This is a genomic window from Nanobdella aerobiophila, from assembly GCF_023169545.1.
GTDB lineage: Archaea > Nanobdellota > Nanobdellia > Nanobdellales > Nanobdellaceae > Nanobdella > Nanobdella aerobiophila.
In genome coordinates this window covers 315,288-338,295 of the sequence record NZ_AP019769.1, presented here as the reverse complement: position 1 = coordinate 338,295, position 23,008 = coordinate 315,288, and the positions used below count along the sequence as shown (strand labels likewise).

Below are 23,008 nucleotides of genomic sequence, written 5' to 3'. Positions count from 1 at the left end.
ACTAATCAATCTCTTCGATCTTTAGAAAATCTGTTTTACCTAATTTAGACTTTGGATCGCCTCCTACAATAATTATGTTTCCTCTATCTATATATTCCTTAGACAATTTTCTACAATAATCAACTATTTCTGATATAGAACTTAAATTTCTATCTTCTAATATTGGATATACACCATATAATATATTTAATTTTTTTAATAGATTCTTATTTGGAGTTAATCCTATTATATTTATACTAGGTCTTAACCTTGATATTCTTATTATTGAACTTCCTGTTCTACTATATACTATTATTAATTTTGATTTTGATATTTCTGCAGCATCTATAGTTGCTAATGCAATAGAATCATTATAATCATTAATAGGTGGCCTTATACTTTTTATATTTTTTTCTACATTTACTATAATATCATTTAGCATTTCTATAGCATCTATTGGATTATTTCCTATTGCCGTTTCATCACTTAACATTATGGCATCTACTCCTTCTAATACAGAATTTGAGGCGTCTATTATCTCTGCTCTTGTTGGAACGGAATTATTTACCATAGACTCTAATACATGTGTTGCTAATATTACTGGCTTTCCATATGTTCTAGATAACTCTATGATCCTCTTTTGAGCAAATATAAGATTTGTAAATCCTATATCTACACCTAAATCTCCTCTAGCTACCATTACTCCGTCAGAAACTTTTATAATTTCTTCTAGATCATTCATCGCTTTTTGAGTCTCTATTTTTGATATTATCCATGCTCTATCCTTTACTATATCTTTAACTTTTAATATATCATCTTTATTTAATATAAAAGATAATCCAAAATAATCTGCTCCAAGTTTTAATCCATCTTTTAATAGTTCTATATCTTTTTTTGTAATTCCAGAAGGTAAATTTATATCTGGAATATTTATTCCTTTTTTTGATGTTAATATACCACCATCTAATATTGTTCCTTCAACTTTGTGATCCTCTACTTTATCAATATGTACTTTAATATCCCCATCAGATAAATATATATCTGTTCCAGGTTTTACTATATTATAAAATATCTCTTCCTCTACTGGCACTCCGTCATTTTGTGAGAATATTATTTTGTCTCCTTTCTTTAAAATAATTTTATCTTTTATATTTCCTATCCTTATCTTAGGTCCTGGTAGATCTACTAGTATTGGTTTTTCGCTATTCTCCCTTATTTTATCGAAATATTCTTTATGGCTTTTTTTATCTCCATGAGAAAAATTTATTCTATATATATCTACATACTTGTCTATATCCTTTATTTTATCTATTGTAGAAGGTCCTATAGTTGCTATTATTTTAGTATTTTTCATTGTTATTTTTATGATTACTAAAATTTATATTTTTATTATATTTATAGATAGTAATATAGTGTTGATAAGGTGTAGTAAACTGCTTCTTCTGTTCTTATAGTTTCTAACTTTTGATCAGGACAAATATTTATGGTTATATCAAAAATATCTTTCCAATTATTTATTATATCTTCTATTCCTCTAGCAAAAGATCCAAATACTATTGCAATTTTATCTTTTTTCCAATTTTAATATTTCTTATATTTTCTCCATATCTAGATGTTCCTATAATATAAAACCCTCTTTTTTTAACTTATTTATTAAATCCAATAGTGGTTTATTATAATAAAAAGCTTCATAACCGAAGTAATATTCAGTTTCGTAAGGATATATTAATTCTTTTTTATTTTTATCATAAATTAATACATTTGTATTTTTATATTTTCTCTTAATATTTATATAAAATTCTTTTTCTCCATCTGTAACTAATAATTTATTATTCTCTCTTTTTAATATATATACATATTCATATCTAGATCTATCTTTATGATAATAACTATTTATGGGAAAAGATATACCTATATCTTTTAATGATTTATCTAAAGGAAAAGCTATTTTTCTAATATATGGTGGTGTATGTAAGTATTTTAATACCTTTAATAAAAATCTACCCAAGCCATGAGAATCAAACTTTGGATCATTATCATAATATATTCCTATCTCATTTATCCCAAAGTTAACAATTGATCTTGCTAATTGCGATATTAATATTATCCTTTTTTTCTCCAGTAAATGTTGATGGAATTAATATCATCTTTATCATTTATATTAATTTATACAAAAAGAATAAAAGTCCGGGCGGTGGGACTTGAACCCACGACCTGCCGGTCTCTGCGAGGCCGGATATTTACACTACAGCCGGCCGCTCTACCAGGCCTGAGCTACGCCCGGTAGCATAGATATTATATGCACCTAAAGATTAAAAAATATTATTAATTTTTATATTTAAAGATTAAATTACAATGTAATTATAGGATGAATAAATCAATTAGAAATATATTATATTTGGTAAATAAATATAATAAAAACCATAGTAAAAAATTTATATATAAAGGGATGTTCTTCGACCTAAAACATTCAAATAAAAATAAAATAGATACAGGTTATATTTATATTAAAAATTACAAATCATTTAAAAAATATCTAAAAGATATATTAAAAAAGGATATAATTTATAAATTAAATTATTGGTCCAAGATTATGAATTTAGAATATTCAAAAGTATATATAAGGAGTTCAAAATATGTTTGGGGTAGTTGTTCGTCGAAAAGAAATTTAAATTTTTCTATAAGATTAATATCGATCCCAGATAATATATTAGATTATATAATTATTCACGAATTATCTCATTTATTATATTTTAATCATAATAAAAAGTTTTGGAATCATGTATCAAAATACTATCCTAATTATAAAAGAGCCAGAGATATATTAATTATTTATCAATTTTTAATATTTAAGAATAAAATATGGAATAATATATTTAGAATATAATATTTTTATACTTCTTTAAAATATATTAGATGTGATGGGAAAAATTATATTATTCTAATAATATAAATAATTATAAAAATGAAACTTCTGATAATAACGAAGTAAATAATTATAATCCGATTCATCAGATTCTTACAAAATAATATATCAAATTCTTGCAATAATTACCATATTATGCTATAAATTGTTTTTGGTTAAAGTTCCATATATCCTTCAAATGGTCAGAATCAAGAAGATAGTCTATATCTGATATTCGATGATTTTTATAATTTATCTAATATCTCTACAAGTTCAGATTATACTATACTAAATAATAATTTTAAATATACAATATCTAATAATTCATTAGTTTTATATAATGGTTGTACGATATTATTCAATATTTATAAGTAGAAATCCAAAATACTGCGATGGTTCTGCAGTAGATGTTCGAGAAGCTAGTGGGAGCAATCTTGTCCAGGTAGTATTTTATATCCTAGATATTCAACATATTATAGATTTGTATTCTCTCCTCTTGGTTCTACAGGTATATAATATTCAGTAGCCAGGAGTATGATAATACTCAAATTGATAGTGTAATGGACTATTACGGCGATAGTGCTTATGTTGATGATAATCAAAACATCTATAACTTTTTAACACCATATTATATATACATTTCTTCTACATGTAGTCCAGATGAAAATTCTTATTCATGGATAGCAATAGGAAACTCAAATAATCCAAATATAAAAATATTATCATAATTTTTTATATATTCTTTATAAGTATATTTTTATGAGAATATGGTCAATTAGTCCAAAATATCTCGATACAAAAGGATTATTAGGTGTATGGAGAGAAACATTATTGGCTCAGAAAGTTTTACAAGGTTTAACAAAAGGATATAAAAATCATCCCCAATTAATCAGATTTAAAAGATTAAATAATCCATTATTATATATAGGAACTTACTTATATTATATATATTTAGAAGGAAAAAATAGAAATTATAATTTTGATCTTTCTAAAATATTGAAATATGATTTAAATATAAGTAAAATACCAGTAACAAAAGAACAAGTAAATTATGAATTTAATCATTTATTAAAAAAATTAAAAAATAGAGATATTAAAAGATATGAAGAATTTAGAGATATAAAAAATATAGAAGTACATCCAATATTTTATATAATTGAAGGAGATATAGAAGAATGGGAAAAAATATAATTTATTGAAAAATAAAATTCCAATTATATAACTTATATCCTAGATTTACAGTTCCATTAATATCATTAAATTCCATACCTATTTGTATAACATCTAAATAATAATTATATTCATTAAAATTCTTAAATACATTTTTTGAATAATTTAATGAATCTAGTATAAAAGTACTCAATGGAATAGATACATTACCTTCTAAATTAATACTTGATAAATAATATACACATATCCAATTTGAAGATGATCCTGTATGTGGTGATATATAAATAATAATATATTATATCGTATCTTTGGAGGGATGAAAGAAGAGAAAGTTATAGATTAGGAAAGATTTTAGAAAATATATTAAATAAATACTGTATTAATAATATTAATAAGTGTATCAATAATATAGATTCAATATATAAAAGATTTATCTATGTAGTGTAGTTTTGATAGATTAATTTTAGATAATAAAATTTAAATTAATGATCTTGAAAGTAATAAATAATTTATAAATATATTAATAAAAATTTTGAAAATATGAAGAGTGATTCTTATTCTTCTATAACTATAGAAACAGATTTAGACCGAGATCTAAATTTAAATAAACAGATTATAAAAATAGATAATAAAGATATTATTGTATATAATTCAGATCAAAAAGAGCTTTTTAGGGTTATTGATGTAAAAAAATTATACATAGAAACTGGTATATCTGTAGGAAAATTAGTAGCAGTAACAGGCAATGGAAAAATAGAAGTAGGATACTTTACTAGAAATAAAGAAAAAGTTTTTAAAAAAATTTCAGATGCTTTTAATAAAAATCAAAATATAGATATTCAAAATGAAGAAGATGAGGAAAATTCAAAAGTTAGTATGAGTACTTTAAAATGGTTATTTAGTATCTCTGTTAAATATAGAAAAATTATGATAATAGGAGCACTATTATCTTTAACTTCTACTGGATTAAATTTAGTACCACCATATTTACTTAAAATATTGATAGATGGTGTTTTATTGTCAAGAACACATCCTTCTTCTTTATTTGAAATTATAATTATATTTTTAACTTTGTCTTATCTTACTTTAGCCATTGTTTCATCATTACAAAGTAGGATATTGAATAATCTAGGTTCTAAGATAATAAATGATCTAAGGGGTTTGTTATATGAACATGTTATGATGCATGATTATTCTTTTATAGAAAAGGTTTCTCCTAGTAGGATATTATCTAGATTAACTACAGATGCTGGTAATACAAACTGGTTGTTAGTCTGGGGTATACCAACATTAGCAACTAATTTCTTTACAATTATTGGTATAGGTATAATACTATTTACATTAAGTTCAACTTTAGCAATTTTTATACTTATTCCAGTTCCAGTAACTATTTATATGATAATAAAGTATAGGAGGAAGTCACATAGATTATATCATAGGAACTGGAGAAGAAGTGCAGATATAACTTCAAAAGTAAATGATACTATTCCCAACTATTTAATAGTAAGATCATTTTCAAAAGAACTATATGAATCAAAAAAATTAAAAGAAATGCTAAATAAGTTATATGAATCAAGTAGTGCTATAAATAATATGAATTCACTTTATTGGCCTATAATGGGGTTTATAGTAAATTTGTCTACAGTAATTATATGGTGGATTGGAGGACATGAAGTATTATCTGGTATCATAGAGCTTGGTGTAATAACAGCATTCATAGCATACATATCGCAATTTTATGGGCCTATAAATAATTTAAGTAATGTTCTGCCATTCATTCAGCAATCTTTAACATCTGCCGAAAGAATAAGAGAGATATTAGAGGTTAAACCACAAATAGTAAATCCAGAAAATCCGAAAATTCCAGATATGCCAGCGGAAATTAAATTAGATAATGTAACATTTGGTTATGATCCTTATTTTCCGGTAATAAGTAATATTAGCTTCTCTATAAAACCCGGAGAAAAAGTAGCTATAGTTGGCAAAAGTGGTTCTGGAAAAAGTACAATTGCTAAATTACTTCTAAGATTTTATGACGTAAATGAAGGATCTGTATTAATAGGCGGTATCAATATAAAAGATATTGACCTTAATTACATAAGAAAAAGGATATCCTATGTGCCACAAGAAGTAGTATTATTTGATACAACAGTTGGTTACAATGTAGCATACGGGTCAAATAATATAAATGAAGTAGAAATTATAAAAGCTTGTAAAATAGCAAATATTCACGATGAAATTATTAGGTTACCATTTGCATATGATACTATTTTAGGAGAGAGGGGTACATTCTTATCTGGAGGACAAAGACAAAGAATAAGTATCGCAAGAGCTATGATAAAAGATCCCGATATATTAATATTTGATGAAGCAACATCAAATTTAGACGTAATGAGTGAAAGAGAAGTATATGAAGCTATGATTAATGCGTCTCATAATAAAACAGTTATAATGATAACACATAATGTGCATGAGGTTATGAATGCTGATAAGGTAATCGTATTAGATGATGGGAAATTAGTAGAGGAAGGTAATCCACAAGAATTATTAAATATAAAAGGAGAATTTTATAAAATGTTTAGAGAACAGATTAATGAAGAGAATGTTTTTTCAAGAGAAATAAAAGGTAATAAAAATAAATTAAATTTAATAAATGATAATATTATTATAGAACCATCTACTAGACCCAGTAGGGTAGATATAACATATGATGGAAAAAAATATATTGAGCTAATGCCTAAGATGTTATTTCCAATTACAAATCCAAAATTTATTGGATTTTATGATGAAGAAGGAAACGAAATATTTCTATTAGAAGATTATACAAAACTTGATCCTGATTATAAAAGGATATTGGAGAATGCTTTAAAATATAATAGTTTAATATTCAAAGTTAATAAAATAAACAAGATAAATATAAAAGGGGATCAGTTAGAGTGGGATCTATTAACTGATAAAGGACCTATGTTTGTATATACTATGGGTAGAGGAAATGTAATTATACTTAATTCTAAAATAATATTAATAGATAAATATAATAATATATTTGAGATAGATCTAGATGTGATAGATAAGAAAAGTTCTAAAATTCTGATAGAAACAATCTAATATTTTTATTATTAAATCTCTATATATATTATAATGATATTTAGGTTAAATCCAATTTTTTCAATATGAATTATTTATATTATGATAAATATTTAAACAAATAAATAAATTAAAAAAGTTAATAAGTTATAGATATATTATTGAAAAATTTGGACTTAGATTCTAAGATTATAAAATTTTTATATAAGGATTATTTAAAACTATAGAAATATTTATAAATTTTTTGATTAATATTACCTTATGGTCAGTGACAAAACACTTGATACCATTCTAGTAGGAAGAGTTATAAAAGGATACAGTACTGAGGAATGTGTTAGACTATTAGAAAAACATCTATATGGAGGTCTTAGATCTATTGAAGATTTACAAAAATACGAGGATTGTACGACAGTAGGTGGTGGAAAAATTGGTGAATATTATGGAAGGCAAGGATTTAAAGAAATTCCAGGAGCTCTCAAAGATTTAAAAATATATTTTGGACAAGATCCTTTAAATAGTGATAATTACAAGATTACTGATATCAGCAAGATGTCTTTTAAAATAGAAGAATATCACGATCCTGAGAAAAGGGGAGCTTTTGTTATTGGATTCGCAGATAGAGATACAGGTAAACTAAAATATGGAGTATTATTAAAAAGAAGTGATCTAGAATATATAACTTCAAATCTTAATGATCAAAAATCCAAATATAGGAGTGAATTAGTTGAAACGGCAATTGAGAAGAAGGGAGCATATGCATTAACTAATGTAACTCCCTTAACTAAAATAGATTCCTTAGCTCAACCATATCATATTGAGTACAGATTAGCAAGGATAGAAAAAGATGAATTCGGTTATAAAATGCTTATAGACGGTATAGGATATAAACCTATACTATTGGGTGGCATATCAGACCATCCTTTAAAAAGGCTAGTATATTATCAATATTAGTTTTTTAATTTAGTTAAATATTAATATTAAAATTTTTACCTATAAAATATTTTTTCTTGTTAAATACTATGATTTTTCATATCTATTAAAAATACAAATAATTATATAAATATTCAATGATTTTATCATGATTATTTAAATATAAAATTATAAAATGCTAATAATGGTATAATATTCAGAATAATATATGTCGGATAACGATAGTTATCCGTCATCACATATGAGGTCTAATTATATATATTGCTTAAGTATTTAATGCATAATATTTTATAATATTAAAAAGAAGTAGTATTTTATTTTTTTAAATATAGGCAAAAGATTATTGTATATGAATTTGAAAAATTACAATCAAGACTAAACCTATAGAATTTTATTCTAGTATATAAATCTTTTAATATATTATTTTCTATATCAATTACATTATTCTTATATTTAATATCTATTATTGAATTATTTACTCCTATTTCTATTACTCTTCATACATTCATATGAAAAATATTTAATTTTTCGTTCTAATTTTTTATATTAAACTTATTGCTTCCAATATATTTGATTTTCCACTTCTTCGTAGACAATAAATATATTTATTTTTTACAATTAAATGATTATATCTTCAATTGGATTTAATAATTTTTTATTCTAACCTTTTCTATATATTTGTTTATATTATATTATTGTAGATTTTAAATTTAAATGTTATATTTTTTAAATAATTATTAATAATTATTTAGAATCCCTTATAGATAACATATATTAATAAAATCATGAAATATCTTTATTATTATTTTTAATTTCTTCAGCAATTTTTCTTAATTCTTCAATACTCTTTTCGAAACCTACCCTTGTTGTTAAATATCCTTCATATTTATCAAACCATATTTTTGGATTATCAATTAATAATTTTTCACCATTCCAACCAATTAAAGGATATAATTTTACATGAAAATGAAATACTCCTGTACCTTCGACAACAACTGCAACTTTCTTTACATTCAATCCTTTTTTTAATATCTTTATAGATTCTTTAATTATAAAAGGTAATTCGCTTAAATAATTTTCTGATAAATCTTCTATACCAGTTAAAACATGTTCTTTAGGAATTAATAAAGATTGACCTTTTATTATAGGAAACTTATCTAATATTAATATCCATCTATCATTTTCCCATATTATTGCAGATTCTATTTCTTTTCTAGAAATTTTACAAAATATACAAGCCTCCATGAATCATTATATTATAAAATAAAATATTTAAAGATTATTAAAAATTCTTATATTTTATTTATTATATCTTTTGCAATGATTAAAAAATCCTCCTAATGCTATTCTTTCATTTTTTAATAAATTATAAACTATATTTAAATCTATATCATAATATAAATGGACTAAAAAATTTCTAAAACTCGTCAATTTCTTTAATCTTTCAGATAAATTCTTATCAATAATATTATGTCTTTCCAATATATCAAATATTTCTTTCAATAATAGAATTACCTAAATCAATTATAGACTGTATTGCTCTTAGAATTCCATGCATTACCATATTTTGAATATCTTCATCAGAAAGAAATTTATTTTTATCAATTTTTTCATACCTTTCCCATTGTTTTAATGATTTTATTAATTCTTTTATATATTCATAGATTAATTCTTTCATTTTATTAAACTTAAATAATATTTATTATATTTTTCAATAATTGGTTGAAAATCTAAATATTCCCTTACTGTATTAAATTTTTCTTTAGTAAAATCTTCTAGTTCATTAATATCCTTTTTCAAATCCCATTCTTGTTATTAAATATCCTTGATATTTATCGCTTCCTATACTACTTGATTTTTTAAATATTTTATTTAGACATATATAAACTTTCTATATTCTAAAAAATAAAATATTTATTATAGCCTTTTTTAGTATAAATCAATCTATTTTGGTAAATATTGCTTCATTAATTGTACGTAGAAGTCTTCTTTAATCTTTTTTAATATTTCGAGTTCAATAAGTTCCGATAATTTAATTTCTGATTTATTCTCATTAGCTAATAATCTCTTTGAAAGCAACTCTAAATTATATCTATAATCAGATAGTACAAAGTATTCTGCAGATATTGAGGCTATTATCTTAGTTACATCCGCTCTAATTAGGTTATATAATGGCGATTTTTTATAATCATCTCCTTTTAATTCTTTATTTAATTCATTTAATTCCTTAATATAACTATATATTTTTAACTGCGAATCTACATAATAAGCTGCACTAAGTATATTATAGTCATTCTCAAATCTGTTTGTAATCTCAAATTCATCTCTTAATCTTTTAAAATCACCTTTTTTAAATCCTTCCTTTAAGTTAGTGATATAGTTCCATCCATAATGACCTACAATATCCATATAAAAATATAAATGTGGGAAAAATTCAGACCAAAATACCATACTAAATAGAGGCATTCCTGAAACAATATCATCTAGTAAAGTTATATTACTTCCGGTAGCTTTGTAATGTCTTGGCAATGCTATTTGCAAAAATCTATTAACTATTTCTGAATGTAAAGGAGGTTTGAATTTTGTTCCATACAAATCGCTTATACTAATATCTTTACCCTTGAGATACTTGGATAGAAAATACCAGCTATGTAGTAAATCCCTACACTCCTGATCTGTTATAGAAATCGTCATTTCTCCCTTATTATATATTCTTGGAATATATTCCCTAAGACATGGATTATATATATTAATTTCTTTTATATTATCTTTTATTTTCAATTCTCTTCTTATAAAATATATTGCACTTTCTGCAAAATCTCGCGATATAAATATAAACTGTCTCAAGTCCCCATCTCCTTTTTTATTTTCTTCTATTATTCTATCTATACCAGATGTATTAAATTTATTGAGTCCTCTTAAAATTTCATTAAGATCTGTCTCACTCATATTCATAATTATAATAAAAAATTTTATAAAGTTACTACTATTATGTAATAACTATAATTAATATAAAGACTTAAAAGGTTGGTATTTTATACTCATCTTCTGCATACTTTATTATAATCTGTGCACTTTTAGAAATTTCATCTACATATACTAGATCTTCTTTATTTATACTATAATTTTTCATTGCAGTTTCACAAAAGCATATATTTTTATGGACATTATATAGAAAGATTTCAAATAATTTTGATCAATTAGAAAAGATATTAGATAAATTAATGAAAAAAAGGATAATAAAAGTTAAATAGTATATAAATAGAGAAAAAAATTAGGGATTATATCATATATAAGAATTAAAGATAAATGTAAAAATAGGCACCATAGAAATAATTATTATAAATCAAAAAATTTATAAAAAAAGTAGAAAATATTGTGATATGGTAATAGAAGTTCAAGAATTCTATGGATGCGAAGAATGCCATTATGTTTATAAAGAAAAAGAGCTAGCAGAAAAATGTGAGAAGTGGTGTAAAGAACATAAAAGTTGTAATTTAGAAATAACGGAGAATGCTATTGGTATATATGAAGAATAATGTACATGTAGGTTGCTTCCACAATAATGATTCTGAGATAGGATTATAATGCACTTTTAAAAGATTTATAATAATAAATTATATAGGCTTATTAGAGAAATTAATATAAATATACAATATAATAATACTAAAAATTATAGGTATAGTTTAATATATATAATATTGATGAAAAACTATTACTTAATTATTATATAAAAAGATCAGAACATACATATAAATAATTAAAAAATTATTGTATTATACTTGTACCTTCTTCTCCGATAAGTAATATTGCCGGTACATAACTACCTATATTATATGATGTAAAATTACCTACTGTGGAAGTTGTATAATTATTCGTGAGTGTCAGTGGGAAAAGACCGCCTATACTAGCATAACTGCCAGGATTTGGATTTGAAGATGTACTTAGATTTAATATCTTATCTACAGTATCTACCAATCCTAATGCCTGATTATATGCTGTTATATTTTCATAATTGATTATATATGGGTTTGTATTACCTAGTATACCACCATATATTTCAAAAGGTGTAGAAGTATTGTACATTGTTGGTATTATTGGCGTATAGTTGCTTAATTGTGGTGCTAGCTTTAATAGCTCTGTGCCCTTTACATTAGTAATTATAAAACTTGCATATAAACCATTTGGTAGAGCTAGGACTCCATTATCATTTGCTGACTGATTTATAGCAGGAGTTTTTTCTAACACCATATAAAGTTTTCCATATTTTAATACATCATCATTTAGCTCAAATTTTTCACTTTTTCCATTTATATTTAATACTGCAGTTAGATATCTAGAGGATAATGCTAACTGATATGTTTTATTGTTTATTTCATCTCTTACAGATAAGTATGCAATATCATCTCTATAAGATATATTTTCTATTTTTAATACAGTATAATTACTATTATTTCCAAATAATAATTGATCTATATTACTATTAGTACCGTTACTTGATGTATTTGATGTACTTATACTAGTAGTACTATTACTTGATGTATTTGATGTACTTATACTAGAATTTTGTACTTGTATGCTACCAGTCTTTATTATATAATAACCCTCCATATTTGAATACTCATTTTTTATAGTCTTTAATATATTTTCTAAGCTATATTGAGCTTTATTAGATACATTAGATAGATCTATTACAAAACAATAAGATTGAGAAGCATTTTGGGCTAATTTTCCTTCTATATATAATGGTACCAATGAAATATTACTTTCATTTGCATAAACTAAACTTGTCTTTGTGAATATTTTCTCTATTTCTGTATAGTTCTCTATTACCGTATGATTTTCTATTATCGGTTGCAGATTAATCAATTTATATGATACATTTTTAAGGCCAAGTATTGATTCCAGATCTGATATATGATTATTACTCAATCCTTCTCCTATTATCAAAATTTTTTTTCCATCTGATACATTACTTAAATCCTTTATTAATTCTGTTATATTGGAATTTGTTCCTATCAATTCTTCTATTTTTTGAGATTTATATTCGATTACCTCTTTTGGTTCATGAAAATATGACCCAATAAAATAGCCAAGCAAACCACTCCCAATTATTCCTGCTGCTGCTAAAGCAATACCTTTTTTTGTGATTTTTCCACGTATACCCTTAGGTGTACCTGTCATTCTATAATGATATAGAAAAAATTTTTAAATAATATCTATCTTGAATTAATAATAAACTTTATAAGAGATGGTAGAAATTGATTTCTACATAATCCGAAAGGATCTCCATTTGCTCCATTATAATCCCATATTCCTACTGTATCTATTCCATCTTTGTTTAATTGTTTAATTATATCTTTATAGAAATCTATTGTAATTCTATAATTATTTAAGCTTCCAATTGGACTTATTGAACCAGAGTCTATATATCCATATTTATCTCCATCTCTGAAGCCAAGTTCTCCTATAAAAAATTGGACATTATTATCTTTCGAAAACTCTATATAATTTTCTAATATGTTATATTGATCATCTGTCGAACTATTTGGAATATATATAACTCCATCTTTATACATATATGTCGTATACATCTCTAAACCGATCATATTAAGTTTTATATTATAAATATCCTTTAATTCCCGATATAGTTCCATGGGTCTATTAGAGTGTCCTAGATCAGAATAATAAAATAACTTTGCATTAGGTAAATACTCATGAATGATATTATATAATGAGGCTAAATAAGTTATATTGAGATTATCCATTTCACTAAAACCAATAACGATGTTGTTTCCACCATCGGAAATATTATTTATATATTTTAATGTTTCTATAAGATAATTGTATTGCTCTTGATTTAAAGTACTTATTAAATCTCTATTGCCTGCAGTTACAAATAGATTTACATATATACTTTTATTTATAGTATCTGCTTCATATATTGTTTTTAGCATTTGTAAAGAATAATTATAATTATAATCAAATGCAATAACGACCCCCTGAGTTATATCACTATTATTTGACAAAAAAGTATCTAAATTCTTATATGTACCATTATGAGGCCCCCATGGAACTTCCCAAAATATATATGTACTACTATTTACGATATCAGTTTTTATAACAATATCTATATTTTTATATTTAGATTCGATAATTTTTTCAACTATTGATAAAATTTCGGTTTCATTAGTATTTAATCCTTCATTAAATATTGTAATATTTTCTTTTGAGGTGTTTGATATTATTTTATCAAGTTTTAATAAACCTTCAGTAAAATTGCCGCTATTTAGGTAGAGTGTATATATTTGAGAGTTATTAGATCTTAAGACATTATTACCATATTCAAAGTTATGATGAGAAAACGCTATATAAGATATTAATCCTCCAACAAGGCCACCAAATAGTGATATTAATTTTTTCTTATTCATCTTCTTTTATGATCTCTTTGATTATATTTCTTTCTGCATCTGTAATATAATTTCTAACTACTACATTGTACCCATACAAACTTTTTATTATTTTACTATAATTATTTAAGCTTCTAATCAAAATTTCCTTGTTGATAATTGTAGAATACATAGAATCTATATCCTTAATAGAGTCCATTATTTTTTTAGAATATTCAGATGATAATTTATTAATATCAACAAGATACCCACTAGTTAATAAATCCTTATATATCAGTCCGATTATATTACCCATTATATATTTCTTCTTATCTTCTTCATTTCTATCTAATATTGAACTTATATATCCAAGAGATATAGATAAAAATGTCCTATCATTAAATTCTTCTACAAGATTTTTGAAATATTCTAAAGATATAATATCTTTTATCAGGTTTTCTATATTACTGTATTCTGGTAAATTCTTTAATTCAGGTATTTTATTATATAATTTTTCTAGATCCATATAATAACGATCCAATAATCTTTTATCTAATTTTGTATACATAGAACTTCTATCAATATTTTCCTGACTTTCTGGAAGTATAAATATTGCTTTTAAAAAGGATTCACTGATTTGGTCTACTATAGATTTTTTATCTAAAGTTATATCTAGACCATATTTTTCTTTTATAAATCTAGCATAGCTCTCATTACTATATTCTATTAATTTTTGATCCACAAACTCGAGTATACCCAATGTAATTAAGTAAAAAAACCTCATTATGGTGGATATAGAAGAACTCGAACTTATAATATTATCCAAATTCTTATCTATCTTTATATCATGTAGATTTGAATAGTTAATATTATTAAAACTTGAATATATACTTTTTAAGGTATTAATTGCTTCATCTTTATTATTTTTGTTCAACAATATCTCTATAAACTTTGTAAGAGGACTATTTATTATATATCTTGATGTTCCTTTTATACTTTCTATCATATCAACCCGCGAAGGGACATCAATATATTTACTCAGTATCTCATCTAATTCTCTTTCTTTTGTCTTTATTTTTTGATTTAAACTGTATATGTAATTATCGATTATATTATTATATGTTTTTCTTAGTTTTTTAGTAGTTTTTGTAATTAAATAGAATATTTCTTTATCATAATCAAGCTCTACAGGAGATACTATCGAATCTGGATTAAAAATATAATTTAAATCCATTAATAATCTATCTATTTTATTTATACTGTTGTTTTTATCACTCTTATTATCTTTATATAATTCTTTAATTAGTCTAAAATAATCATTGTATATATCTCCAAAAATTTTTATTTCCTCTCCGACTCTCATTAGATCCTTTAATTCTTCGTAATAAGTCTTTATAGAATTTATAAAGTCCTCATTATCTATATCATAATCTTTTGTACTTAATTCTAATATTGTTTTTAGTGAATCACTCTTCATTAATAACTATCTATATGAAAATACTTATAAGATCTTTGTTGTATATTCTTATAAATATTTTTATTTATAAAATATGAATCATCTTAGATATATATCAATATATCCTCTAAATTTTAATTATTAATTTATAATAATCTATTATGACCTGGTTGGAAAGAAAGAATATAATATATACTGTATTAAAATATTGCAAAGAAATAGATAATAATAAAATAATTAGAATAAAAAATTATAAAGAAGATAGATGGTTAGACATCATAAAAAAGGATAATATTTTTTTCGAGATATATGAACATGGCTATACTATTCAGAGATATTTAACTAATTTTGATCAATTAGAAAAGGTATTAGATAAATTAATGAAGAAAGAATTTCCTAGAAGTAAAATATTAAAAATATCTAGATATGAAAAAAATTAAAATTTATTCTGCATCTACTTTCCATATAGCAAAAGCCAATATTATATTTAATATATCTATTACTAATGCATATTCTGCTAATTGATTTGCGAATAATGCTGATATATTTCCTCCTGCTAAATAACCTACGTATCCTGCTAATAACAATATAAACATCAATATCCAAAATACTAAATTTGGCATATAATATTTTTTCCAATTTAATAGGAATATTAATGCTGATATTATCGATAGTGCTGCAAACATTCCTACAAATGCTCCTACTATTGGACCTAATTTTGATGTTAATGCTATCGCTACTGGTAGATGTTCTCCTGCCCAAAAAGTTGCTAGTAACATACCAATCCAACCAATTATCTCTTTATTTTCCATAAAAAATATATTAAAATTAACTTTAAATATTTTTCTTTAATTACCTATCAATGAATATTAAAAACAAGTAAAAAATTTAAAACTTTGATCCTAGCTTTTTCAAAATAGTAAATACTAAAGATAATCCTTTTTGTATATCCTTATCATGTGTTGCTTTCCATATACTCATTAATCCATTTATCTTTACTTTATTTTGTTCTTCTAATCCATCACCAATACTTGCTATAATTTTTAACATATTTTCTTTCTCTGATATTATTGACAATGCTTCATCAGAAGTTATATGTGATAATAATTTTCCTACTGCTTTTTCATCTTCTAATATTCCTTCTAATAAAGATATTAATCCATATTTATTTTCTGCTATATTCAATAGTTCTATAAACTTTTTTAGAGATTTTAATTCTTCATCAGATAACTCGACCATTTTACCATGAAGCTAAGAATTTTTCTAAGGCCATATCTCCTTTTGACCATATATAATACTTTGTAAACATTTCTTTCTTTAGATGCGCTATTTTTGATGGAGTCGCTTTTTTAATATTTCCACCATACCAGGAATTATCATTAACCTCTATTGCCATATTTTCATATGGATTATCTGCAACACATACAACCATTGGATTATATTCTTCTTGTTCTACATTATATCCTAAAGTTCTTGCTAAATGAGTTGCTGCAACTCTTGCACTCATAACCGCCAAGTATCCTAATTTTGGAACAGTAATTGCATTAGAATCTCCTACTGCATAGACCTCGGGATAGTTTATAGATTGCATATATTTATTAGTAATTACGAAACCTGCATCATCTACTAAATCTTTTGTAGAATTTTTCAACACAGGATTTGCTGAATATGGTGGTAATATTATGGTCAAATCTGCTTTTATCTCTTTTCCATCTTCAGATATAACTTTATCTTTATCTATTTCTTTAACCACAAATCCATTTATTAATTCTATACCTAAAGACTTATATAAACCATTTACAGTTGATCTATTTTCATTTGATAGATCTGATAAGTATTCTCCTGGAGAAAATACTATAAATTTAGTCTTATCTAATACGCCTTTCTTCGCAAAATATCCTCTTAACATTATTGATAACTCAAATACAGGACCTTCACATGCAGAATCTGCTCGTGGAGTCCAAGTCTCTGGTGCTTCTGGTTTTGGATTCGATCCCTGATGGAATTTACCAGATCCTATAGCAATTGTACCACCATCCCAATTCTTTAATCTTTCTCTTAATTTTAGCGCATATTCAGGTTCGCATACACTAAATCCGTTTTCTTCAAATCCTTTAATTTCTTCAAAACTCAAATGCGCTCCTAATGCTATTATAAGATAGTCATAATCTTCTTTTACTTCTTTACCATTAGTAGTATAATATACTAACTTTTTCTTTGCATCAATCTTTGTAACTTCTCCCTCTTGAAATTCTATATCTTTTTTTGGTAATTCTTGTTCTAAATTTATTTCAATATCTTTTTTTTCTAGGTATCCAACTGCTAAATGTGGGAATGCCGGTCTAAAATATGTATATTTACTTTTATTAATTACTTTTATTTCTACATTTTTATCTGTTATTCTTCTTAAGGTATATGCTGCACTTAATCCACCAAATCTCGCGCCTAATACTAAAACTTTTACCATAGATTTATAGAATTTTTTAATATATATAAGATTTTTGATAAATTTTTAATTATTATTATAAAAAATTATTAACTATGATAGAAGATAGAAGAATAAATCCAATATTGTTGGATAATTTTATAATAAAATATATTGACAATCCAAAATCAATATTTAAATTAGTTAAATCTAATATGAATGTTTTAGATCATGGGTCTGGTCCTGGTAATTATACACTAATTTTTTCTAAATTAGCAAAAGATGGTACTGTATATGCAATAGATTCAGACCCTAAACAGGTAGATATATTAAATTATAAAATAAAAAAATATAACATAAAAAATGTAAAAACTTTTGTATCTAGAGATTTATCAGTTATTGAAGATAATAGCATAGATTTTTTATTTTCTAAAGATGTATTATGCTGTACTACATTACATGAAGAATTAGTCATGGATATCAAGAGAGTATTAAGACCTGGGGGTATAGCATATGTATCCATAAAAAATAATTTTATTAAAAATGATCCAAGAAACATATCATATAAAAAACTGTATTCATTATTCGACAATCCAAAACATAAATATAATAACTTAATCGGATCTTGGTTGTTTTATAGAAAACCTGTCATATAATAAATAAATAAAGTTGAGTATTATCATTAGCTGCATTATAGTACAATAGATACATATAGAATGTATTAAAAATATCTCTGTATATATTAGATAGGGAACAAATAAAAATCCTAATAATCTCCAAAAGAATATTATTCTTCTCTTATTATTAAAAAATCTATATATAAGTATATCTAATAAAAAGTATATCATTGCAAATATATCCAATGGTATTGAGAATATTCTAGAATATTGACTTCTTAGTACTGCATTACAATTTATTTGTAAACTGCTAGATATCTTGCTAGTAGTACATAGGGGTATTATCTGATAATTTATTATATAATATTGATAATAATCAAATATAGAAATTATTAATCCTATTATTGAGAATATATAATACATAATATTTTTATTCAATTTCATATAAAAATATGATATAATAAATCTTATATTTAATATACATATACCTTTTAATAAAATTTACCACAATATTTAAGTTAAAAAGAGATTTAAATAACAGTAGATCATATTTATCTATGGCAGATATAAATATTTTAATCGGAGGACAGGCTGGACAGGGAATAGAATTTACTGCAGATATAATATCAAAAATATTTATTAAAATGGGTTATAATGTATTTAATTATAGATGGTATATGAGTTTAATCAGAGGAGGACATAATTATAATATTGTAACAATATCAAAAGAAAAAATATACACATATGATAATAATGATTTTGATTATATAATTGCCTTTGATCAGAATACTATAAACATACATAAAGATAAATTAAAAGAAACTGGTAGTATATTCGGGAATAAATCTATAATATATAATAAAAAAATAGATGTAGATACATATTATTATATTAAAAAATATAATATAAATAGAAAATATGAAAATACAATAATATTAACATATTTTTTAAGATATTTAAATATTGATAAATCAATAGTAGAAGAAATTTATAAAGAGAAAATCAAAGATCCTGAAGAATTAAAAATAATAGATTATATATATAATGATTTTAATAATAATTCTATAAAAGTAGATAAAAATAATTATGAAAAACAATTTTATTTATCTGGATCTGAAGCCATAGCCTTAGGTGCAATTGCTGCAGGACTGGATTTATATATAGCATATCCAATGACACCGGCATCAACTATATTATCTATTCTTGCATCATTGAAAGATAAATATAATTATGTTACTTATCAACCAGATAATGAAATAGGGGTAATTAATATAGGACTTGGTGCCTCATATGGAGGAGCAAAAGTAATGATAGGTTCATCAGGTGGAGGAATTGATTTGATGTCCGAAGCTATAAGTTTATCTGGTATGTCAGAAATACCCATTGTAATTGCATGGGGACAAAGATATGGACCATCTACAGGTATGGCTACGCATACAGACCAATCAGATTTATTAGAAGCATTAAATATAGGACATGGAGAATTTCCAAGAATTGTAATATCACCTGGTGATGCTGCAGAAGCATTTGAAAGGACTATAGAAGCATTTCATCTAGCATACAAGTATAATGTACCAGCTATGATATTATTTGATCTATTTATGGGTGAATCTAAAACTAATTTTAAAGAAATATATTCCCCAAATATAGAAGTAAGTAGATATATAGATTTAGACCCACCAAAGGAATATAAAAATTATAAAATAACAAAAGAAGGATATCAATTAAGAGCAATACCAGGTTTTGATTCTATTGTTAAAGCAGTATCATACGAACATGATGAATTTGGTATAGAAACTGAAGAGCCAGACATTGGGCAAGCAATGAGTGAAAAAAGATTAAATAAAATGAAAATCATAGAGAAAGAAGTAAATGAATTAGAACCATATAGAATATATGGGTCTGGAAATAAAATAATAATATCTTGGGGTTCTAATAAGATGCCAATTTTAGAATCTTTAAAATATTTGAAAGGATGGAAATTCCTACAAATTTCTTATCTATCTCCATTTCCAAAAGAAATAAAATATATGCTAGAAGAAGCAAATAAAATTGTAGATATAGAACATAACTTAACTGGACAATTAGCAAAATTAGTAAAACAAGAAATAGGGATAGATATTGAAGATAAAATATTAAAACATACTGGAGATCCTTTTACAGCACAAGAAATAGTAAATAATATAAAAAATTTATGATTTTTTAAGTAATATATTTTCTAAATATGTTTTTATGATTTTTACTCTTGATTCTAGATCTATATTCTCAATAATAATATAATTATTAAATTTATCTTTATTTCTTTCGAAAAATCTATCAATATATTTATGTAAATTATAAAAATCTTCTTTTTTCCAAAAATTTTTATCAATTCTATCTCTTTTATTATAAAAATAATAACAAATCATTGGATCTGTTTTTAAATATATAATAATATAATCCTCATAATTTATTTTACTTTCTATTTCTCTTGCTTCTTTATAATATCCGAAATGTTCTAAAAATGGTATTATTATTAATTTTGTACTAGAATTTATATATCTTAAATCCTTTTCTTTTTTCTCAAATTCGTAATAAAATATTTTTTCTCTTTTTAATATATCCTTTTCTTTTTCTAATATACTTAAATCATCTAATTCTACTTCATTACATTTAAATATCATATCTTCTAATCTAGAACATGTAGTTGTTTTTCCAGAAGCTATATTACCAAACAAAACAGCTTTCATTAGTATAATGTTTTCTCTAATAAATTTTCTTCCTTTATATCTATTAATTCTCCTCTTAGATCTATTGATGTTATATTATTTATCTTAACTTTTACTATTTTTCCTAATAAATTTTTATTAGATTTTATTAATATCTGTTTATATGCATAATTTCTACCTATCCATGTATCATTTTTACCTTTAGATTCAATAATACAGTAACCTTCCCAATTTAACCATATTTTATTTCTTTCATATGCAACTTTATTGAATAATTCTTTTAATTTTTTAGATCTATCTTTTACTATATTACCTGGTAATGTTTTATATAATTTACCTGCTAATGTTTTATTTCTAGGCCAAAATTTAGATATATTTATTATATCAAATTTTACATCTTCTACAAGTTCTAATGTCTTATTAAAATCTTCTTCAGTTTCTGTAGGATATCCTACAATTATATCCGTAGATATAGTAGCTTCATAGAATTTCTTTCTTATTTTATTTATTAATTCATGATATTGTTTTATATTATATCCTCTACCCATAGTCCTTAATACTCTATCAGATCCTGATTGGACCGGTAAATGAAAAAATTTGAATATACTTTCATTCTCATATGCTTTTAATAATTTATCAAAGAACTTATTTAAGATTCCTGGATTTGCCATACCTACTCTTATAAAAAAGTTACCCTTAATATCTATATTTAATAATAAATCTGCTAAATCAATATTTAAATCATGACCATATGTTGCTAGATCTGTACCTGTAAAATATATTATTTTTAGTCCTTTTAATTTTGCCTCTCTTAATTCATTATAAATATATTCTGGAGGATATGATCTTGCATTTCCTCTAGCTAATTTTGTTGCACAGTATAAACAATTCCATAAACATCCTTCTTGTAAAATTATTGTTCTTATAGGATAATTATCAGTTGATATTAATATTTTTTTATTATTTTTTCTATCCAATAATTGGTCTATTTTATTATTTAAGTAATCTTGTAACACTTTATCTACTTCTTCTATATGATCTAAACCAATTAATGGATATTCTTTAAATAATTCTGGTTGATGTTGGACTAAACAACCTGCTAATAATAATTTTTTATCTTTATATTTATTTATTAGTCTTAAAACATGATTTTCTGTAGGACTTTTTACTGTACATGTATTTAATAATAAAACTTCTGCACTATCTGGATTTTCTGTATACTCATAACCCTCCTTAATTAATATATTTTTCATAATCTCTCCTTCAGCTTTATTCATTGTACAACCTAAATTTATTAAACTAAATCTCATAATTTTTAATGTATTAAAAATTTTTTATAAAA

Annotated in this window: 27 protein-coding genes and 1 tRNA gene; 9 read left to right on the top strand and 19 right to left on the bottom strand. The window is 24.0% G+C overall.

The window, feature by feature from the left end:
* Position 1: 1 nt before the first annotated feature.
* From pyk to MJ2HA_RS01925, 4 genes are all read right to left on the bottom strand, one after another.
* The gene (gene pyk / locus MJ2HA_RS01935) at positions 2 to 1,333 is read right to left on the bottom strand and encodes a pyruvate kinase (RefSeq protein WP_258392873.1); all 1,332 of its coding nucleotides are present in this window, start codon (positions 1,331 to 1,333) and stop codon (positions 2 to 4) included.
* A 41-nt stretch (positions 1,334 to 1,374) separates the two neighbouring features.
* The gene (locus MJ2HA_RS03875; protein ID WP_375140653.1) at positions 1,375 to 1,536 is read right to left on the bottom strand and encodes a putative RNA uridine N3 methyltransferase; all 162 of its coding nucleotides are present in this window, start codon (positions 1,534 to 1,536) and stop codon (positions 1,375 to 1,377) included.
* A gap of 61 nt (positions 1,537 to 1,597) precedes the next feature.
* Positions 1,598 to 2,083 carry a putative RNA uridine N3 methyltransferase gene (locus MJ2HA_RS01930; protein ID WP_258393588.1) on the bottom strand — a complete coding sequence of 162 codons (486 nt, stop codon included), beginning with the start codon at positions 2,081 to 2,083 and terminating at the stop codon, positions 1,598 to 1,600.
* A gap of 82 nt (positions 2,084 to 2,165) precedes the next feature.
* Positions 2,166 to 2,263: transfer RNA gene (locus MJ2HA_RS01925), tRNA-Tyr, on the bottom strand.
* Between the two features lie 84 nt (positions 2,264 to 2,347).
* On the opposite strand from MJ2HA_RS01925, the gene MJ2HA_RS01920 reads away from it, so the two are divergent.
* The 3 genes from MJ2HA_RS01920 (at position 2,348) to MJ2HA_RS01910 (ending at position 4,075) form a co-directional block, all read left to right on the top strand.
* Positions 2,348 to 2,866: a M48 family metallopeptidase gene (locus MJ2HA_RS01920; RefSeq protein ID WP_258392872.1), complete on the top strand. Its 519-nt coding sequence runs from the start codon at positions 2,348 to 2,350 to the stop codon at positions 2,864 to 2,866.
* A gap of 578 nt (positions 2,867 to 3,444) precedes the next feature.
* The gene (locus MJ2HA_RS01915) at positions 3,445 to 3,612 is read left to right on the top strand and encodes a hypothetical protein (RefSeq protein ID WP_258392871.1); all 168 of its coding nucleotides are present in this window, start codon (positions 3,445 to 3,447) and stop codon (positions 3,610 to 3,612) included.
* A gap of 31 nt (positions 3,613 to 3,643) precedes the next feature.
* Positions 3,644 to 4,075 (top strand): pyrimidine dimer DNA glycosylase/endonuclease V, encoded by a 432-nt coding sequence (locus MJ2HA_RS01910; protein ID WP_258393576.1) that lies wholly within the window; start codon positions 3,644 to 3,646, stop codon positions 4,073 to 4,075.
* A 1-nt stretch (position 4,076) separates the two neighbouring features.
* On the opposite strand, the gene MJ2HA_RS01905 is transcribed toward MJ2HA_RS01910, so the two are convergent.
* On the bottom strand, positions 4,077 to 4,247 hold the full coding sequence (locus MJ2HA_RS01905) for a hypothetical protein (protein ID WP_258393575.1): 171 nt from the start codon (positions 4,245 to 4,247) through the stop codon (positions 4,077 to 4,079).
* Positions 4,248 to 4,594: 347 nt separating this feature from the next.
* On the opposite strand from MJ2HA_RS01905, the gene MJ2HA_RS01900 reads away from it, so the two are divergent.
* Together MJ2HA_RS01900 and MJ2HA_RS01895 are read left to right on the top strand one after the other, a co-directional pair.
* Positions 4,595 to 7,162 carry an ABC transporter transmembrane domain-containing protein gene (locus MJ2HA_RS01900; RefSeq protein WP_258393574.1) on the top strand — a complete coding sequence of 856 codons (2,568 nt, stop codon included), beginning with the start codon at positions 4,595 to 4,597 and terminating at the stop codon, positions 7,160 to 7,162.
* A 240-nt stretch (positions 7,163 to 7,402) separates the two neighbouring features.
* The gene (locus MJ2HA_RS01895) at positions 7,403 to 8,092 is read left to right on the top strand and encodes a hypothetical protein (protein ID WP_258393573.1); all 690 of its coding nucleotides are present in this window, start codon (positions 7,403 to 7,405) and stop codon (positions 8,090 to 8,092) included.
* Positions 8,093 to 8,854: 762 nt separating this feature from the next.
* Here the strand turns inward: MJ2HA_RS01895 and MJ2HA_RS01890 are convergent.
* The 5 genes from MJ2HA_RS01890 to MJ2HA_RS01870 all read right to left on the bottom strand — a co-directional run bounded on the left by MJ2HA_RS01890 (position 8,855) and on the right by MJ2HA_RS01870 (position 11,020).
* Positions 8,855 to 9,316 carry an HIT family protein gene (locus MJ2HA_RS01890; protein WP_258393572.1) on the bottom strand — a complete coding sequence of 154 codons (462 nt, stop codon included), beginning with the start codon at positions 9,314 to 9,316 and terminating at the stop codon, positions 8,855 to 8,857.
* Positions 9,317 to 9,370: 54 nt separating this feature from the next.
* Positions 9,371 to 9,574, bottom strand: coding sequence for a DUF86 domain-containing protein (locus MJ2HA_RS03910; RefSeq protein ID WP_258393571.1), 204 nt, complete (start codon positions 9,572 to 9,574; stop codon positions 9,371 to 9,373).
* Positions 9,558 to 9,749: a HepT-like ribonuclease domain-containing protein gene (locus tag MJ2HA_RS03905; protein ID WP_258393570.1), complete on the bottom strand. Its 192-nt coding sequence runs from the start codon at positions 9,747 to 9,749 to the stop codon at positions 9,558 to 9,560. The genes MJ2HA_RS03910 and MJ2HA_RS03905 overlap by 17 nt, the downstream gene beginning before the upstream one ends.
* Positions 9,746 to 9,871, bottom strand: a complete 126-nt coding sequence (locus MJ2HA_RS01875; protein WP_258393569.1) for a hypothetical protein — start codon at positions 9,869 to 9,871, stop codon at positions 9,746 to 9,748. The genes MJ2HA_RS03905 and MJ2HA_RS01875 overlap by 4 nt, the downstream gene beginning before the upstream one ends.
* A 144-nt stretch (positions 9,872 to 10,015) precedes the next feature.
* The gene (locus tag MJ2HA_RS01870) at positions 10,016 to 11,020 is read right to left on the bottom strand and encodes a hypothetical protein (protein ID WP_258393568.1); all 1,005 of its coding nucleotides are present in this window, start codon (positions 11,018 to 11,020) and stop codon (positions 10,016 to 10,018) included.
* Positions 11,021 to 11,454: 434 nt separating this feature from the next.
* Here MJ2HA_RS01870 and MJ2HA_RS01865 point away from each other — a divergent pair, with 434 nt between their 5' ends.
* Positions 11,455 to 11,610: a hypothetical protein gene (locus MJ2HA_RS01865; protein ID WP_258393567.1), complete on the top strand. Its 156-nt coding sequence runs from the start codon at positions 11,455 to 11,457 to the stop codon at positions 11,608 to 11,610.
* A gap of 229 nt (positions 11,611 to 11,839) precedes the next feature.
* Here the strand turns inward: MJ2HA_RS01865 and MJ2HA_RS01860 are convergent, their stop codons facing one another.
* Genes MJ2HA_RS01860 through MJ2HA_RS01850 form a run of 3 tightly spaced genes read right to left on the bottom strand, consistent with a single transcriptional unit; the run spans position 11,840 to position 15,937 of the window.
* Positions 11,840 to 13,255: a hypothetical protein gene (locus tag MJ2HA_RS01860; RefSeq protein ID WP_258393566.1), complete on the bottom strand. Its 1,416-nt coding sequence runs from the start codon at positions 13,253 to 13,255 to the stop codon at positions 11,840 to 11,842.
* A 35-nt stretch (positions 13,256 to 13,290) separates the two neighbouring features.
* On the bottom strand, positions 13,291 to 14,502 hold the full coding sequence (locus MJ2HA_RS01855) for a hypothetical protein (RefSeq protein WP_258393565.1): 1,212 nt from the start codon (positions 14,500 to 14,502) through the stop codon (positions 13,291 to 13,293).
* A complete protein-coding gene (locus MJ2HA_RS01850; protein WP_258393564.1) occupies positions 14,495 to 15,937 on the bottom strand; it encodes a hypothetical protein in 1,443 nt (480 codons plus the stop codon). The genes MJ2HA_RS01855 and MJ2HA_RS01850 overlap by 8 nt, the downstream gene beginning before the upstream one ends.
* A gap of 140 nt (positions 15,938 to 16,077) precedes the next feature.
* Between MJ2HA_RS01850 and MJ2HA_RS01845 the strand changes: the two genes are divergently transcribed.
* Positions 16,078 to 16,356 (top strand): hypothetical protein, encoded by a 279-nt coding sequence (locus MJ2HA_RS01845; RefSeq protein WP_258393563.1) that lies wholly within the window; start codon positions 16,078 to 16,080, stop codon positions 16,354 to 16,356.
* A gap of 3 nt (positions 16,357 to 16,359) precedes the next feature.
* On the opposite strand, the gene MJ2HA_RS01840 is transcribed toward MJ2HA_RS01845, so the two are convergent.
* The 3 genes from MJ2HA_RS01840 to MJ2HA_RS01830 all read right to left on the bottom strand — a co-directional run bounded on the left by MJ2HA_RS01840 (position 16,360) and on the right by MJ2HA_RS01830 (position 18,383).
* Positions 16,360 to 16,728, bottom strand: coding sequence for a hypothetical protein (locus MJ2HA_RS01840; RefSeq protein WP_258393562.1), 369 nt, complete (start codon positions 16,726 to 16,728; stop codon positions 16,360 to 16,362).
* 76 nt (positions 16,729 to 16,804) lie between these two features.
* On the bottom strand, positions 16,805 to 17,155 hold the full coding sequence (locus MJ2HA_RS01835; RefSeq protein WP_258393561.1) for a DUF1641 domain-containing protein: 351 nt from the start codon (positions 17,153 to 17,155) through the stop codon (positions 16,805 to 16,807).
* Position 17,156: 1 nt separating this feature from the next.
* Positions 17,157 to 18,383 carry an NAD(P)/FAD-dependent oxidoreductase gene (locus MJ2HA_RS01830; RefSeq protein WP_258393560.1) on the bottom strand — a complete coding sequence of 409 codons (1,227 nt, stop codon included), beginning with the start codon at positions 18,381 to 18,383 and terminating at the stop codon, positions 17,157 to 17,159.
* A 74-nt stretch (positions 18,384 to 18,457) separates the two neighbouring features.
* Between MJ2HA_RS01830 and MJ2HA_RS01825 the strand changes: the two genes are divergently transcribed.
* Positions 18,458 to 18,997 carry a class I SAM-dependent methyltransferase gene (locus tag MJ2HA_RS01825; RefSeq protein WP_258393559.1) on the top strand — a complete coding sequence of 180 codons (540 nt, stop codon included), beginning with the start codon at positions 18,458 to 18,460 and terminating at the stop codon, positions 18,995 to 18,997.
* Here the strand turns inward: MJ2HA_RS01825 and MJ2HA_RS01820 are convergent.
* Entirely contained in the window at positions 18,956 to 19,402 is a 447-nt protein-coding gene (locus tag MJ2HA_RS01820) for a vitamin K epoxide reductase family protein (protein ID WP_258393558.1), read from the bottom strand. The two genes, MJ2HA_RS01825 and MJ2HA_RS01820, sit on opposite strands and share 42 nt — an antisense overlap.
* Before the next feature lie 113 nt (positions 19,403 to 19,515).
* Between MJ2HA_RS01820 and MJ2HA_RS01815 the strand changes: the two genes are divergently transcribed.
* Positions 19,516 to 21,156 (top strand): 2-oxoacid:acceptor oxidoreductase subunit alpha, encoded by a 1,641-nt coding sequence (locus MJ2HA_RS01815; RefSeq protein ID WP_258393557.1) that lies wholly within the window; start codon positions 19,516 to 19,518, stop codon positions 21,154 to 21,156.
* Here the strand turns inward: MJ2HA_RS01815 and MJ2HA_RS01810 are convergent.
* Positions 21,151 to 21,687, bottom strand: coding sequence for a hypothetical protein (locus MJ2HA_RS01810; protein ID WP_258393556.1), 537 nt, complete (start codon positions 21,685 to 21,687; stop codon positions 21,151 to 21,153). The two genes, MJ2HA_RS01815 and MJ2HA_RS01810, sit on opposite strands and share 6 nt — an antisense overlap.
* Positions 21,687 to 22,976, bottom strand: a complete 1,290-nt coding sequence (locus MJ2HA_RS01805) for a tRNA (N(6)-L-threonylcarbamoyladenosine(37)-C(2))-methylthiotransferase (protein ID WP_258393555.1) — start codon at positions 22,974 to 22,976, stop codon at positions 21,687 to 21,689. Before MJ2HA_RS01805 ends, MJ2HA_RS01810 begins: the two co-directional genes overlap by 1 nt.
* Between the last annotated feature and the right edge of the window lie 32 nt (positions 22,977 to 23,008).